This window comes from Falsiroseomonas sp. HC035, from assembly GCF_050563525.1.
GTDB lineage: Bacteria > Pseudomonadota > Alphaproteobacteria > Acetobacterales > Acetobacteraceae > Falsiroseomonas.
The window spans coordinates 407,811-422,165 of the sequence record NZ_JBNXUN010000001.1 but is presented as its reverse complement, the minus strand read 5'-3'; the positions used below and the strand labels follow the sequence as shown (position 1 = coordinate 422,165).

The 14,355-nt window shown below is 70.2% G+C and carries 12 protein-coding genes; 2 read left to right on the top strand and 10 right to left on the bottom strand.

The genetic code is table 11. From position 1 onward, the window contains the following. Positions 1 to 7: 7 nt before the first annotated feature. The 10 genes from ggt to ACLF3G_RS02025 all read right to left on the bottom strand — a co-directional run bounded on the left by ggt (position 8) and on the right by ACLF3G_RS02025 (position 11,910). Complete coding sequence (gene ggt, locus ACLF3G_RS02070; RefSeq protein ID WP_430667649.1) at positions 8 to 1,696, bottom strand: gamma-glutamyltransferase; 1,689 nt, start codon at positions 1,694 to 1,696, stop codon at positions 8 to 10. A 196-nt stretch (positions 1,697 to 1,892) separates the two neighbouring features. Further along, complete coding sequence (locus tag ACLF3G_RS02065) at positions 1,893 to 2,924, bottom strand: L-idonate 5-dehydrogenase (RefSeq protein ID WP_430667648.1); 1,032 nt, start codon at positions 2,922 to 2,924, stop codon at positions 1,893 to 1,895. A gap of 59 nt (positions 2,925 to 2,983) precedes the next feature. Next, on the bottom strand, positions 2,984 to 3,964 hold the full coding sequence (locus ACLF3G_RS02060) for a tripartite tricarboxylate transporter substrate-binding protein (RefSeq protein ID WP_430667647.1): 981 nt from the start codon (positions 3,962 to 3,964) through the stop codon (positions 2,984 to 2,986). Positions 3,965 to 3,995: 31 nt separating this feature from the next. Further along, the gene (gene lepA / locus ACLF3G_RS02055; RefSeq protein ID WP_304815137.1) at positions 3,996 to 5,801 is read right to left on the bottom strand and encodes a translation elongation factor 4; all 1,806 of its coding nucleotides are present in this window, start codon (positions 5,799 to 5,801) and stop codon (positions 3,996 to 3,998) included. Positions 5,802 to 6,167: 366 nt separating this feature from the next. Next, the gene (locus ACLF3G_RS02050; protein WP_430667646.1) at positions 6,168 to 6,374 is read right to left on the bottom strand and encodes a hypothetical protein; all 207 of its coding nucleotides are present in this window, start codon (positions 6,372 to 6,374) and stop codon (positions 6,168 to 6,170) included. A gap of 95 nt (positions 6,375 to 6,469) precedes the next feature. Beyond that, complete coding sequence (pheT, locus tag ACLF3G_RS02045) at positions 6,470 to 8,944, bottom strand: phenylalanine--tRNA ligase subunit beta (protein ID WP_430667645.1); 2,475 nt, start codon at positions 8,942 to 8,944, stop codon at positions 6,470 to 6,472. Positions 8,945 to 8,948: 4 nt separating this feature from the next. Next, positions 8,949 to 10,034: a phenylalanine--tRNA ligase subunit alpha gene (pheS, locus tag ACLF3G_RS02040; protein WP_430667644.1), complete on the bottom strand. Its 1,086-nt coding sequence runs from the start codon at positions 10,032 to 10,034 to the stop codon at positions 8,949 to 8,951. Positions 10,035 to 10,117: 83 nt separating this feature from the next. Next, complete coding sequence (gene rplT, locus ACLF3G_RS02035) at positions 10,118 to 10,483, bottom strand: 50S ribosomal protein L20 (protein WP_430667643.1); 366 nt, start codon at positions 10,481 to 10,483, stop codon at positions 10,118 to 10,120. A 15-nt stretch (positions 10,484 to 10,498) separates the two neighbouring features. Beyond that, positions 10,499 to 10,705, bottom strand: coding sequence for a 50S ribosomal protein L35 (rpmI, locus tag ACLF3G_RS02030; RefSeq protein ID WP_430667642.1), 207 nt, complete (start codon positions 10,703 to 10,705; stop codon positions 10,499 to 10,501). A gap of 233 nt (positions 10,706 to 10,938) precedes the next feature. Further along, positions 10,939 to 11,910: an ATP-grasp domain-containing protein gene (locus ACLF3G_RS02025; protein WP_430667641.1), complete on the bottom strand. Its 972-nt coding sequence runs from the start codon at positions 11,908 to 11,910 to the stop codon at positions 10,939 to 10,941. 207 nt (positions 11,911 to 12,117) lie between these two features. Here ACLF3G_RS02025 and dapF point away from each other — a divergent pair, with 207 nt between their 5' ends. Together dapF and mtaB are read left to right on the top strand one after the other, a co-directional pair. Further along, on the top strand, positions 12,118 to 12,960 hold the full coding sequence (dapF, locus tag ACLF3G_RS02020) for a diaminopimelate epimerase (protein WP_430667640.1): 843 nt from the start codon (positions 12,118 to 12,120) through the stop codon (positions 12,958 to 12,960). Then, entirely contained in the window at positions 12,957 to 14,231 is a 1,275-nt protein-coding gene (gene mtaB / locus ACLF3G_RS02015; protein ID WP_430667639.1) for a tRNA (N(6)-L-threonylcarbamoyladenosine(37)-C(2))-methylthiotransferase MtaB, read from the top strand. Before dapF ends, mtaB begins: the two co-directional genes overlap by 4 nt. Positions 14,232 to 14,355 lie beyond the last annotated feature (124 nt).

Genomic DNA, 14,355 nt, shown 5'->3' with positions numbered 1-14,355 from the left:
GGGTATCCTAGACGGGAGCGGTCTCGAGGGTGAAGCGGACGCCGGCGCGGGCCAGGCCGCCGCCGAGTGCGACGATGGTGCCGTCGGCGCGCCAGCAGGCGGCGCCGGTCATGGTGCCGTCAGGCCCGAAGGCGATGCCGTTCATGCCGCCGCCGATGGTGGCGGCGCGCCGGATGTCGTGGCCGCGTGCGGCCAGTGCCGCGGCGACATGCTGCGGCACGGCGGGTTCCAACTCCAGCGCCAGGCCCTGCGTCCAGATTCGCGGCGCCTCGACGGCCTGCTGCAAGGTCATGCCGTGGTCGATGATGTTCAGCACGGCCTGGAAGGCGGAGGGAAAGATCTTCAACCCGCCGGGCAGGCCGAGCGCGAAGGCCGGCCTGCCGTCCTTCAGCACGATGGTCGGCGCCATGCTGGTGAAGACGCGCTTGCCCGGCTGGACCGACAGCGCGAGGCCTGGGCGCGGGTCGAAATTGTGCATGTAGTTGTTGGCGATCAGGCCGGTGCCGGGGATGGCGATGCGGGCGCCGAACAGCGCGTTGATGGTCTGCGTCGTGGCGACGATGTTGCCCGCGGCATCGGCGACGGTGACGTGGGTGGTGTAGTTCGACTCGGCCAGCGAGGGATGCGCCTGCCAGGACCGCGCGCGGGCCATGTCGATCTGTTCGCGGCGGAGCTCGGCATAGTCGGACGACAGCAGGCGGTCGATCGGCACGCGCACAAAATCCGGGTCGGCGGTGGCGGCGGAGCGGTCGGCGAAGGCGAGTTTCAGCACCTCCGCCACCAGGTGCCAGCCCTCCACCGTGCCGAATCCCATGCCGGCGACGTCGAAGCCTTCCATCACCTGCAGCATCTGCGCCATGTGCACGCCGGCCGAGGCGGGCGGTGGCGGCGCGTACACCGCGTACCCGCGATAGTCACCGCGGATCGGCGCGCGCTCGATCGGGCGGCTGGCGCGAAGGTCTTCCCGAGTCACGATGCCGCCGCCCAGGGCCAGCGCATCCGCCACCAGGCCGCCGAGCGCGCCGTCATGCAGCGCGTCGGCGCCCTCGCGCGCGATGGTGCGTAGCGTCTCGGCGTAGGCGCCCTGGATGAAGCGGGTGCCAGCGGGCAGTTTTGCGCCGCCCGGCAGGAAGCGCGCGGCGAGGTCCGGGTCGCGGGCCAAATCGGCCGCGGCGTCGCCGATGCAGTCGGAGAGGTAGGGGGTGGCCCGAAAACCCTCGGCGGCCAGGCGGATGGCGGGGGCCATCACATCGGCGAGCGACCAGGTGCCGAACTGCGACAGCGTGTGGGACCAGGCGCGCAGCGCGGCCGGCACGGCGACCGCCAAGGGGCCGATGGCGTTGGTGCGGCCCTCCACCTCCCGTTCTTCCGGCGGGATGCCGGGGCGGGGGCGGTACATGTCGGGGGTCGCGGCGGCGGGGGCGGTGGACAGGCCATCGATGACGGCGTGGCGGCCATCGGCCATGCGGACATGACCGACGCCGCCGCCGAGCACGCCGACCATCATCGGCTCCACCACCGTCAGCGCGAACAGCGTGGCGATGGCGGCATCGACGGCGTTGCCGCCTTCCAGCAGCACCTCCGCCCCGGCGGCCGAGGCGCGGGGGTGGTTGCTGGCGACGATGCCACGGGTGCCGTGAGCGGGCGTCTTTTCGCAGGTCAGGGGGAAGCGGGTACGGCCGACGTCGGTGTGCATCGCAGCAGTGTGCGGCGGGCCCGCGCGCGGCGGAAGGGGGGCTCCTGCCCGATGCCCCAAGTTAAGACCTGCGGCCGATGCGGCCGGCCGAGGCCGCGAATGCGGCCCGCCGCAGGTGCGGCGAGCCAGGCGCAGCGCCGGCGCCGATGAGCTAAACTTACCTGTGCATGAAGGCGCAGCCTTCATGCACAGGTGATCAGAAGGCGATCTGGACCTTCATGGCCCGCGTCCGATCCGCGGCGAGTTCGAAGGCGGCGATGGCCTGATCCATCGGCAGCACTTCCGTCAGAAGCGGCATCGGGTCGATGGCGCCGCGCGCCAGGATGTCCACGGCGAGAGCAAATTCCTCGTGGAAGCGAAAGGTGCCGCGCAGGGTGATCTCCTTCGCCACCAGCGCGTTCAGCGGCACCGTTGCATCGCCGCCGAGGCCGACCTGCACGATCGTGGCACCCGGCCGGGCCGCGGCGATGGCGCCGGCCAGCGCGGCGCCGCTGCCGGCGCATTCGAACACCACGTCGAAATGGCCCTTGTCGGCGCCGTAGGGACCGAGCGCCTGCGGGTCCGCCCGCAGGTCATGCGCGGCATCGGCGCCGAGTTGCAGGGCCAGCGCCAGCGGCTTCGGCGCCAAGTCCGTCATCACCACCTGACGGGCGCCGGCGTGACGCGCGACCAGCAGGCACAGCATCCCGATCGGGCCGGCACCGGTGACCAGCACGCGGGCGCCGAGCAGCTTGCCGGCCTGGCGGGCGGCGTGCAGGCAGACGGCTAGGGGTTCGGCGAAGGCGGCGCGCTGCAACGGCATGTCGGCCGGAAGCTTCACCGCACGCGCCGCCTCGCAGACCAGGACCTGTCGAAAGCCGCCGCCGACATGCGGCATCCGCATCGCGCTGCCGTAGAATCGCATGTCGAGGCAGTGCTGCGCCTCGCCCGAAAGGCAGTACCTGCAGGTGCCGCAGGGCAGGGAAGGGTTGACCGCGACGCGGTCGCCGACCGCAAGTCCGGCGACGCCCTGGCCGAGGCCAGCGACCTCGCCGGCGATCTCATGGCCGAGCACCATGGGTTCGCGGACGCGCACCACGCCGAAGCCGCCATGCTGGTAGTAGTGCAGGTCGGAGCCGCAGATGCCGCCGGCGCGGATGCGGATGGCGACCTGGCCGGGGCCGGGGGCCGCTTCCGGCTGGTCCTCCACGCGCAGGTCGCGGGCGGCGTGGATGACGATGGCTTGCATGGGCTGCGTGTTTCCCCCTCACCCCACCCTCTCCCCCTGAGTGGGGGAGAGGGCTTCGATCAGTCGGCGTATTGGCCGGCGGCCTGGATCAGGGGGCGCCACTTGGCGATGTCAGCCTGCCAGAATTCGCGATGCGCCTGCGGGGTGGCGCGGGCCACCGGGACCGGCGCGGTGCCGAGGGCGGCGAAGCGGGTTGCCACGTTGGGGTCCTGCAGGGCGGTGACGAGGGCCTGGTTCAGCCGCTGGATGATCGGCGCCGGCGTGCCCTTGGGTGCGTAGAGGCCGTGCCAGACGCTGACCTCGAAACCGGGCAGGCCGCCCTGGGCCGCGGTCGGCAGGTCCGGCAGCGCCTCCAGCCGGTCGGCCGTCGTCACGGCAAAGCCGCGCACGCTGCCGGACTTGATCTGCTCCGTCGTGTTGGTGGTCTGGTCGCACATCAGGTCCACGGTGCCGGCCAGCAGGTCGTTCATCGCGGGACCCGTGCCGCGATAGGGCACGGTGGTCATGCGGGTGCCGAGCGCCTGCATCAGCAGCAGGCCGCACAGGTGGCTGGCGGCGCCGATGCCTGCATTGGCGTAGTTGAGCTTCTCACCCTCCCGCTTCACCAGCGCCACGAGCTCCGCCATGTTCTGTGCGGGCAGGCCGGTGCGGCCGATCAGGGTCATCGGCACCTCGGTCACCAGGCCGATGGTCTCGAAGCCGTTGATCGCGTCGTAGGGCACGCGGCGGTACAGCGTCGGGATCGTCGCCATGCCGATGTGGTGCATCAGGATGTTGTAGCCATCCGGCCGCGCCTGGGCGGTGCGTTGGGCGCCGAGGGTGCCGCCGGCGCCGCCGACATTCTCCACCACCACGGTCTGGCCGAGCGCGCCGGTCATGGCCTGGGCGATGAGGCGGGCCACGGTGTCCGTCGGGCCGCCGGCGGCGAAGGGCACCACCATGGTGATGGTGCGGCTTGGGAAGGCCGGCTGCGCAAGGGCCGGGGCGGCCATGGCGGCGGCGGCGAGGCCGAGCAGGCCGCGCTTTCCGATCTCGGTCATCTTTGTCTCGTTCCCTCGGGCTGTAGGCGGCTCAGGCGTCCATCTTCAGGGCGGCGATGAAGGCGCTTTGCGGGATTTCGACCTTGCCGAACTGCCGCATCCGCTTCTTGCCTTCCTTCTGCTTGTCCAGCAGCTTGCGCTTGCGGCTGATGTCGCCGCCATAGCATTTCGCGGTCACGTCCTTCGACATGGCGCTGATCGTCTCACGCGCGATGACGCGGCCGCCGATGGCGGCCTGGATCGGGATCTTGAAGAGCTGGCGGGGGATCAGCTCCTTCAGCTTCTCGCAGATCTGCCGGCCGCGGCGGTCCGCCTGGGTGCGGTGCGCCATGAAGGACAGCGCATCCACCGGCTCGGCATTCACCAGGATGGAGATCTTCACCAGGTCGCCGGGCTGGTAGCCATCCACCGTGTAGTCGAAGCTGGCATAGCCGCGGGAGACCGACTTCAGGCGGTCGTAGAAGTCGAACACCACCTCGTTCAGCGGCAGGCGATAGACCGCCATGGGGCGGGTGCCGACATAGGTGAGTTCCACCTGTTCGCCGCGGCGTTCGTTGCACAGCGTCAGGACGGAGCCCAGGTATTCCTCCGGCACCATGATGGTGGCTTTGATCCAGGGCTCGCTGATTTCCTCGATCACGCTGGGGTCGGGCATGTCGGCGGGGTTGTGGAGCTCGGTCTCCTCGCCGTTCGTCTTGCGGATCTTGTAGACGACGGAGGGCGCCGTCGCGATCAGGTCCAGGTCGAACTCGCGCGAGAGGCGTTCCTGCACGATCTCGAGGTGGAGCAGGCCGAGGAAGCCGCAGCGGTAGCCGAGGCCCAGCGCCGCGCTGTTCTCCATCTCGTAGTGGAAGCTGCTGTCGTTCAGCCGCAGCTTGCCGACGGATTCGCGCAGCTTCTCGAAGTCGTCGGCATCCACCGGATACAGGCCGCACCAGACCACGGGGATGGAGGGCTTGAAGCCGGGCAGGGCTTCAGTGGCCGGGTTGCGGTCATCGGTCAGCGTGTCGCCCACGTTGGTGTCCGCCACCGTCTTGATGGCCGCGGTGACATAGCCCATCTCGCCCGGGCCGAGGCTGTCCACCGCCACCATCTTGGGCGTGAAGACGCCGACCTGCTCCACCGTATGGGCGGTGCCGTTCGACATCATGCGGATCTTCATGCCCTTGCGCAGGTGGCCGTCCCGCACCCGCACCAGGACCACCACGCCGAGATAGGCGTCGTACCAGCTATCCACCAGCAACGCCGTCAGCGTCTTGTCGGCATCGCCCGTGGGGGGCGGCAGGCGGGTGACGATGGCTTCCAGCACGCCCTCAATGTTCAGGCTGGTCTTGGCGCTGATCATCACGGCGTCGGAGGCATCGAGGCCGATCACGTCCTCGATCTGCTGCTTCACCCGGTCGGGCTCGGCGGCGGGCAGGTCGATCTTGTTAAGGATCGGCACGATCTCATGCCCGGCATCGAGCGCCTGGTAGACATTGGCCAGCGTCTGCGCCTCGACCCCCTGAGAGGCGTCGACCACCAGCAGGCTGCCTTCGCAGGCGGCCAGGCTGCGGCTGACCTCATAGGCGAAGTCGACGTGGCCGGGCGTGTCCATCAGGTTGAGGATGTAGGTCTCGCCGTCATTTGCCTTGTATTGCAGGCGGACGGTCTGCGCCTTGATGGTGATGCCACGCTCCCGCTCCAGCTCCATGTTGTCGAGGAGCTGTTCCTTCATCTCGCGGAGGGCCACGGTGCCGGTGGTCTGAATCAAGCGATCCGCCAGCGTCGACTTGCCGTGGTCGATGTGGGCGATGATGGAGAAGTTGCGGATGCGGGAGAGGGGGGTGTCGGTCATCTGATTCCGGGTGCCGGCGTTCTCGGGGAGATAGGACAGAAGCCGCGGAAGTCCAAATATTTTGGCGAGACTACCGGATCAGGCGGACCTCGATCGCGAGGCCGAGGGTGGCCCAGATGCGTTCGGCGGTGGCGAGCGAGGCGTGCGGCTGCTCGGTCGGCCCTCGGCGCCGGTATAAGGGATTAGCGGCAGGGCCAACTGGTCCAGGGCGGGGGTTCCGTCGCCGCCGTAGCGTGCCGGGCACCCGAGGATCCCGGTTCTGGTGATTGCGAAATCGATCCGCTTTCCAGCGCCACCGCCACGGCATCCGCACTCGTTTTGGCCTGCGGCAGGGCCAGGACGGCCAAGGCGTCGAGAAGCGCGGACTCAGCCATTCCGGTGCGGCGCGACTTCCTCGGCCAAGTCGCGGGTTGCCTCCGCGCGGCGTTCCGCGATGAGTTCGTCGGCCAGGCTGGGTCCGGGGGGAACCATGGCTGCCACCAGCGCCTGCGCGCGCCGGATGGCCGCGTCACTCGGGCGCAGGTGCAGCCGCCCCTCCCGCGCCTCGACCATCACCTGGCCACCGCCCGGCACGCCGAGCGAGACGGGCCCATCTTACAGCAGGACCAGCCGGCCCTCCGCATCGCCCTGCACCGTCACGACCCGGCCCATTGGCAGCCTCCGGCCGGCTATCCTCGTAGCACCGCGCCGGTCGCCTTCGCCACCGCGGCGACGATCTTGGCGGCGGCGGCCTCGATCTCGGCATCGGTCAGGGTGCGCTCGCGCGGTTGCAGGGTGACCTGGAGGGCCAGGCTGATCTTGCCCTCCGGCAGCTTGTCGCCGGCGTAGCGGTCGAACAGCGTGACATCGGCGACCAGCGTTTTCTCCGCATTGCGGGCGGCGCGGAGGAGTTGGTCGGCGGGCACGCCGGCATCCACCACGAAGGCGAAATCGCGGCGCAGGGGCTGGAAGGCGGGCAGGTCGGGCAGGCCCTTCTTGCGGCGCTTCGGCTCCGCGATCGCGTCCAGGAAGACCTCGAACGCCACGACGGGGCCGGCGAGGCCGAGGGTGCGGACCACCTGCGGGTGGAGTTCGCCGAAATTTGCCAGGACGGTCTTCGGCCCCTGGCGCAGCACGCCGGACCGGCCGGGGTGGTAGAAGCCGGGCGCATCCGTGGTCAGCATCACCGCCGCCATCGGCACGCCGAGCGCCGACAGCGCCGCCAGCGCATCGCCCTTGGCATCCAGCGCATCCACCGGGCGGGCCGGCGCGGCCCAGTTGGCCGGAGTCTGGCCGGCACGAAGGCCGGCGGCGACGGCAAGCTGGCTCGGGCCGGCAGACGGGTCGCGATAGGCGCCGCCGATCTCCGCCAGCGCGACATCGGCGAAGCCGCGGGCGGCGTTGCGGGCGGCAGCCATGGCGAGGGAGGCGACCGGGGTCGGCCGCATCTGGTCCAGGTCGCTGGCAATGGGGTTTTCCAGGTGCAGGCCATCGGGCGTTTCGCCGAACAGGCCGGCGGTGGCGCGGTCCAGGAAGCCGTAGGTGACGCAATCCTGCATGCCACGCGCGGCCAGCACCCGCCGGGCCAGCGCCGCGCGCACCTGCTTCGGGGCCAGCGCCGGGCGCGGCACCGGGCTTGCGACCGGCAGCGAGACGGCCGGAACCGCATCGAGCCCACCGAGGCGCAGCACTTCCTCGACCAGGTCGCATTCCGGCTCGATCGCGGCGCAGCCTTCGGCGGCGATGCGGGCGCGCTCGGCGGGCAGGGAGGGATCCTGGGCCAGGGCACCGACCGCGGCGATGTCGTTGCGCCAGGACGGCACGGCGACGGTCACGCTGGCGGCGTCACGCCGGGTCACCTCGAAGCCGAGCCGTTCCAGCCGCCCGACGGCTTCGTCCTCCGGCAGATCGAGCCCGCCAAGGTCGCGGATCCGGGCGAAGCGCAAGGTTGCCTCCCGCTGCCAGGCGGGCGGCGCGCCGGCCTCCGACACTTCGGACGCCTCGCCGCCGCAGAGGTCGAGGATCATCCGCGTCGCCGCTTCCAGCGCCTTCGGCAGCAGCGCCGGGTCGATGCCCCGCTCGAAGCGGGAGCGGGCGTCGGTGCGGACGTCATGCCGGCGGCCGGAGAGCGCGATGCGCACCGGGTCGAACAGCGCGCATTCGATGAAGCATTCGGTGGTGGTGTCATCGCAGCCGCTGTGCTCGCCACCGATGACGCCGCCGAGCGCCTCGGCGCCGTTGGCGTCGGCGATGATGCCGTCCTCCTCCGTAAGCGCGTAGGTCTTGCCGTTCAGCGCTCGCAATTCCTCGCCTGGCCGCGCCATGCGCATGGTGAGGTCGGTGCCGGCGACCTTGGAGACGTCGAAGACGTGAAGCGGGCGGCCGAAGGCGAAGGTGAAGTAGTTGGTGATGTCGACCAGCGCGCTGATCGGGCGCAGGCCGATGGCCACCAGCCGGTCCTTCAGCCATTGCGGCGAAGGGCCGTTCCTGACGCCGCGCACCGCGCGGCCGAGCACCCAGGTGCAGGCGCGCGAGTCCGCGATGCGCCATTGCAGCGGCGATGGGTAGGCGGCGGCGACGGGTGCCACATCCCACGGCTTCAGCGTGCCGAGGCCGGCGGCGGCCAGGTCGCGGGCGATGCCGCGGACCGACAGCGCGTCGCCGCGGTTCGGCGTGACCTTGATCTCGATCACCGGGTCGTCGAGGCCGGCCCAGGCGACGTAGCTGGCGCCGACCGGCGCATCCTCCGGCAGGTCGACAATGCCGGAGTGGTCGTCGCCGAGGCCCATCTCCCGGGAGGAGAGCATCATCGCCTCCGACTTCACGCCGCGGATTTCGCCCAGCTTCAGGGTGATGCCGGTGCCGGGGATGAAGTCGCCCGGCACGGCGAGGACGCCCTTCATGCCGGTACGGGCATTCGGCGCGCCACAGACGACCGAAAGTTCGCGGCCATCGCCGGCATCGACGCGCAGTGCGCGCAGGCGGTCGGCGTTGGGGTGCTGCACAGCCTCGATGACGCGGGCGATGCGGAAGCTCGCGAGGGACGCCGCCTTGTCCTCGATGCCCTCGACCTCGATGCCGATAGCGGAGAGGGTGGTGGCGATGGCATCCAGGGTGGCGTCGGTTTCCAGATGCTCGCGCAGCCAGGACAGGGGGAACTTCATCGGATCAGATCCCCTCGTGCAGGCTGGCGGGGGCAAGCGGATCGGCCGCCCAGTGGCGCAGCCAGCGCAGGTCGCTTTCGTAGAAGGGCCGCAGGTCCGGCATGCCGTGCTTCAGCATGGTGATACGCTCGATCCCCATGCCGAAGGCGAAGCCCTGCCATTCGCGCGGATCGAGGCCGCAATTCGCCAGTACCTTGGGATGGACCATGCCGGAGCCCAAGATTTCCAGCCAATCACCGCCGCCACCCAACTCTCCGGTCTTCCGGTTCCAGCCGATATCCACTTCCATCGAAGGCTCGGTGAACGGGAAGTAGGAGGAGCGGAACCGCACCGGCAGGTCCGAGATGCCGAAGAAGGCTCGTAGAAAGTCGGTCAGGCAGCCCTTCAGGTGGCCGAGGGTGATGTCGCGGTCGATCACCAGCCCCTCCACCTGGTGGAACATCGGGGAGTGGGTGGCGTCGTGGTCGGCGCGGTAGGTGCGGCCCGGGGCGATGATGCGGATCGGCGGCGGCTCGGCCAGCATCGTCCGGATCTGCAGGGGCGAAGTCTGGGTGCGCAGCACGCGGCGCTGCCCGGCCTCGTCGGTGCCAGGCAGGTAGAAGGTGTCGTGGTCCTGGCGCGCCGGGTGGTGGTCCGGGATGTTGAGGGCACCGAAATTGTGCCAGTCGGATTCGATATCCGGGCCCTCCACCACGCGGAAGCCCATGGCGCCGAAGATGGCGGTCAGTTCCTCGATGGTCCGGCTGATCGGGTGGATGCCGCCATCGGCCGCGGTGCCGGGCGCGAAGGGGCGAGGCGGCAGGGAGACGTCGAGGCGTTCCGCCTTCAGCCGCGCGTCCAGCGCCAGGCCCTCGAGCGCCGCCTTGCGGGTCTCGAGCAGCGCCTCGACCTCGTTCTTCAGGCGGTTCAGCGCGGCCCCACGATCCTTCCGCTGGTCGGCCGGCACCGCGCCCAGGCCCTTGAGCAGGCCGGACAGGCTGCCGGACTTGCCCAGCACCGCGACGCGCACGGCATCCAGCGCCCGCAGGTCCGCGGCACCCGACAAGGCGGCTTCGGCATCGGCGCGCAGCGCCGCGAGATCATCGCTCATACTGGCCAGCATCCGGATACGGAAAAGGCCGCCCCCTGCGGGACGGCCCTCCTGTGTCAGTCTTCAGCCAAACCGCGAACGGTTCAGGCCTGCGCGGGGAGGGCGCCCTTCGCCTTCTCGACGATGGCCGCAAAACCGGCCGCGTCGTCGAAGGCCAGCGCCGCGAGCATCTTGCGGTCGATCTCGATGTTCGCCGCCTTGATGCCGGCCATGAACCGCGAATAGGTGATGCCGTGCTCACGCACCGCCGCGTTGATGCGCTGGATCCACAGACCGCGGAAATCGCGCTTCTTGTTGCGACGGTCACGATAGGCGTACTGCAGCGCCTTCTCGACGCGCTCGAGCGCCGGACGATAGGCGGTGGAGGAACGACCGACATAGCCCTTGGCGAGCTTGAGGATCTTCTTGTGCCGGGCGTGCTTGGTTACGCCGCGCTTCACATGTGCCATGGTTCAGATCCTTCCTTACCGGCTCGAACCGTAAGGCATCCACTGCTTGATCGTGTCGCCATCCTGCTTGTCCAGCACGAAGGCGCCGCGGTTCTGCCGCTTCATCTTGTTCGTCTTGGCGGTCAGCATGTGGCGCTTGTTGCCGGCGCCAGCCTTGACCCTGCCGGTTGCCGTCAGCGTGAAGCGCTTCTTCACGCTCGACTTCGTCTTCATCTTGGGCATTTGGACCTCCAGACGGTCAGGCCTCTCCCACCTCGCACCAACCACCCTCGCGAGCAGCCGGACCGCACCATGCGGCAGGGATCGGTATCCGCGGCCAGGCATGCCCACCAGAGGCCATGACGCGCGGAGGCGGGCTTGTAGCGGCGAGGCGCCGGCGACGCAAGCGGGCGGGTTGCGCGGGTGATTTGCAGGGATGGCTCCGCACTCCCTGCAAATCACCCAGCGCCAGCCGACTACGCCGCCGCCGCCAGGGCCTCGCGCCGCAGCAGGGCTGTCAGGTGGGCGGCGATGGCGCCCATCCCGGTCTGGTTGCCGGTGCGTCCGGCCCGGGCTTCGGCTTCGGCGTTGTAGTTGGTGTTGGTGTTGACGTCGTAGGCGAAGGCCTGGCCGGTGTGGTCGGTGATGAATTCGATGGCGCCGACGCCGATGGCATTCGCCAGCAGGAAGGCTTCCATGCGGTGGATCAGGGGGTGGGTGAAGCCTTCCTGGATGACGAATTTCGGGCTGGGTGCAACGGCGGGGCAGGCGGCGCCTGCGCCGATGTCGCAAGCATCGGCCGGGCAGAGTTCGAAGCCTTCGGATGTGTCGACTCGCACCGCATACAGGAACCGGCCGCCGACGAATTCGGCGCGGGTGATGCAGGGTTCCGCGGCTTCGATGTAGCGCTGGACCAGCCAGATGCCGTCGCGCGGGTGGGCTTCGGAATCGGTGGTGACGTCGAGCGCGGCGAGGGCTTCGCGCAGCCCTGCTTCGCTGCGCAGCAGGCGCACGCCGAGGCCTTTGCCGGCGCGGTTGTGCTTCAGGATGATGGGGTAGCCAAGCTTCGCGGCGGCTTCGGGGATGTTCTCGCGGCCGACCACGGCGAGGGTCGCGGGCACCGGGATGCCGTGGGTGGACAGCGCCTGGTACTGCGCGACCTTGGACAGTTCGAGTTGTAGGGCGCGGCGGCCATTCACCAGGGGGCGGTTGTGGCGTTCCAGCACCTCGATCACCGCGCCGGCGTATTCCGGGGCGTAGATGTGGCCGCGGGTGTGGGAGGAGGCGCTCATGCGGTTGTAGAAGACGCCTTCGGGCGGTGGGCGGGTCAGGTCGAGCACGCCGCGGTCCAGGAACCATTCCTCGACCGGGGTGCCGAGGGCAGCGAAGGCGCTGCGCAGCGGCTCCACCCAGGCGTCGTTCTCGTGGATGACATGGACCTTGGTCATGGGCGGCTCCCGTATGGCGCTGGCTCTCACATCAGAAAAGAGGATTTTTCCACGGGGCCGCAAGGAGACGCGTAGCAGAAAGATTTTCTTTCCATGCGGTCCACGCGGTGGGAAAATCCATGTTGCCCGCAAGCGGAGGCGCACGACGGCCATCTACACGGAGCGGGGCGGGTTCCGCCGGCTCGGGCGGCACTCTATATCCCTCGGGTGATCATCCCCTTCCGCAAGATGCATGGCCTGGGCAACGACTTCGTCGTGCTGGATGGCCGTCCCACGCCACTCGCCATCGCCCCCGCCGAGGCCGCAGCGATCGCGGACCGGCATTTCGGCGTCGGCTGCGACCAGTTCATCGTCATGGAGCCGGGCGTCGACGGCGCCGACGTCTTCATGCGCATCCGCAACCCGGATGGCTCCGAGGCCGGGGCCTGCGGCAATGCGACGCGCTGCATTGCCTCCCTGGTGGCGGACGAAGCCGGGCGGGACCGCGTGGTGGTGCGGACCATCGCGGGCGACCTGCCGGTGGAACGCCTGCCGGGTGGGCTGTGGCGGGCGGATATGGGGCTGGCGCGGCTGGGCTGGCAGGATGTGCCGTTGGCGCGGGCGATGGATACGCTGCACCTGCCGTTGCAGCACGGCGCCGTGGGTGATCCGGCGGCCTGTTCCATGGGCAACCCGCACGCCACCTTCTTCGTCCGTGACCTGGACCTGGTGCCGGTGGCGGATATCGGGCCTTCGCTGGAGCACGACCCCATCTTCCCGGACCGGGCGAATATCGGCTTCGCGCAGATCCTGTCGCCGGAGCATATGCGGCTGGTGATCTGGGAACGTGGCGCGGGGCTGACGCTGGCCTGCGGCTCCGGCGCCTGCGCGGCCATCGTCAACGCGCATCGTCGCGGCCTGACGGGGCGACGCGCCACCGTCACCATGCCGGGCGGCGACCTGCTGATGGAATGGCGCGAGGACGGCCATGTGCTGATGACCGGGCCGGTCGCAACCGCCTTCACCGGCATGCTGGAGTTTCGCGGAGACGCCTCGGGCCGCCACGCATGAGCGTGCGGACCTTGACCTTCGGCTGCCGGCTGAACGCCCATGAATCCGACGCGATGCGCGGGCTGGCAGAGGCGGCGGGCCAGGATGCGCACACCATCATCGTCAACACCTGCGCCGTGACCGGGGAGGCCGAGGCGCAGGCGCGCCAGGCGATCCGCAGGGCGGCGCGGGAAGACCCGGGCGCGCGCATCTTCGTCACCGGCTGCGCGGCGCAGATCGCGCCCGAAGCCTGGGCGGGGCTGCCCGGCGTGGTGCGGGTGATCGGCAATGCCGACAAGCTGCGGCCGGAGGCTTGGGCGCCGGATGCCCTGCCGGCGCCGGTTGCCGACATCATGCAGGCCGCGCCGGCACCGGCGGTGCCGGTGACGCAGAATGCGAACCGGGCACGGGCGCTGGTGCAGGTGCAGCAGGGCTGCGACCACCGCTGCACCTTCTGCGTCATCCCCTACGGTCGCGGTCCCTCCCGTTCCGTCCCGCTCGGGCTGCTGGTGGACCAGGTGCGGGCGCTGGTGGCGGAGGGGTTCCGGGAGGTGGTGCTCACCGGGGTCGATATCGCGAGCTACGGCCCCGACCTGCCCGGCCGGCCGAGCCTGGGCCAGACGGTGCGCCGGCTGCTGGCGCTGGTGCCGGAACTGCCGCGGCTGCGGCTGTCCTCGCTCGACCCGGCGCATCTTGGCGGCGAGGCGGGCGATGCCGATCTGTGGCGCCTGATCGCGGAGGAGCCGCGCCTGATGCCGCATCTGCACCTGTCACTGCAACATGGCAGCGACCTGATCCTGAAGCGCATGAAGCGCCGCCACGGCCGTGCCGAGGCATTGGGCCTGGCCCGCCGGGCACGCGCGCTGCGGCCTGACATCGCCCTTGGAGCCGACCTGATCGCCGGCTTCCCGACCGAAACCGAGGCGCAGTTCACGGAAATGCTCGAGCTGGTCGAGGAGGCGGGGCTGAGCTTCCTGCACGTGTTTCCATACTCCGCGCGTCCGGCCACGCCGGCGGCGCGGATGCCGCAGGTGCCGGTGCCGCTGCGGCGTGAGCGCGCGGCACGTCTGCGCCAGGCCGGCCAGGCGGCGGCGGCGCGGCTGTTCGCCAGCCGGGTCGGGCGGGTGGAATCGGTGCTGCTGGAACGCGGTGGGCGCGGCCATACAGAACAATTTGCCCCGGTCCGGCTGGCGAATGCGCGGCCGGATGCCGAGGCGATCCGGCCCGGCAGCCTGCGGGCGCTGCGCATCGTGGCGGCCGACACCGAAGGCCTGCTCGGGGAGGCAGCATAGCCATGGCGCTCAAGGCACTCTGGGACCGGATGCGTGGGCGGGAAACGCCGGCGACCGAGACCCCACCGCAGACCCCGGTAACGGCGCCGCCGGCCCAGCCCGCGACACCGTCCGTTCCACCGCG

Coding starts and splice junctions, on each gene's coding strand:
- ggt (WP_430667649.1), bottom strand. CDS start 1,696: ATGCACACCGACGTCGGCCGTACCCGCTTCCCCCTGACCTGCGAAAAG.
- ACLF3G_RS02065 (WP_430667648.1), bottom strand. CDS start 2,924: ATGCAAGCCATCGTCATCCACGCCGCCCGCGACCTGCGCGTGGAGGAC.
- ACLF3G_RS02060 (WP_430667647.1), bottom strand. CDS start 3,964: ATGACCGAGATCGGAAAGCGCGGCCTGCTCGGCCTCGCCGCCGCCGCC.
- lepA (WP_304815137.1), bottom strand. CDS start 5,801: ATGACCGACACCCCCCTCTCCCGCATCCGCAACTTCTCCATCATCGCC.
- pheT (WP_430667645.1), bottom strand. CDS start 8,944: ATGAAGTTCCCCCTGTCCTGGCTGCGCGAGCATCTGGAAACCGACGCC.
- pheS (WP_430667644.1), bottom strand. CDS start 10,034: ATGAGCGATGATCTCGCGGCGCTGCGCGCCGATGCCGAAGCCGCCTTG.
- rplT (WP_430667643.1), bottom strand. CDS start 10,483: ATGGCACATGTGAAGCGCGGCGTAACCAAGCACGCCCGGCACAAGAAG.
- rpmI (WP_430667642.1), bottom strand. CDS start 10,705: ATGCCCAAGATGAAGACGAAGTCGAGCGTGAAGAAGCGCTTCACGCTG.
- ACLF3G_RS02025 (WP_430667641.1), bottom strand. CDS start 11,910: ATGACCAAGGTCCATGTCATCCACGAGAACGACGCCTGGGTGGAGCCG.
- mtaB (WP_430667639.1), top strand. CDS start 12,957: ATGAGCGTGCGGACCTTGACCTTCGGCTGCCGGCTGAACGCCCATGAA.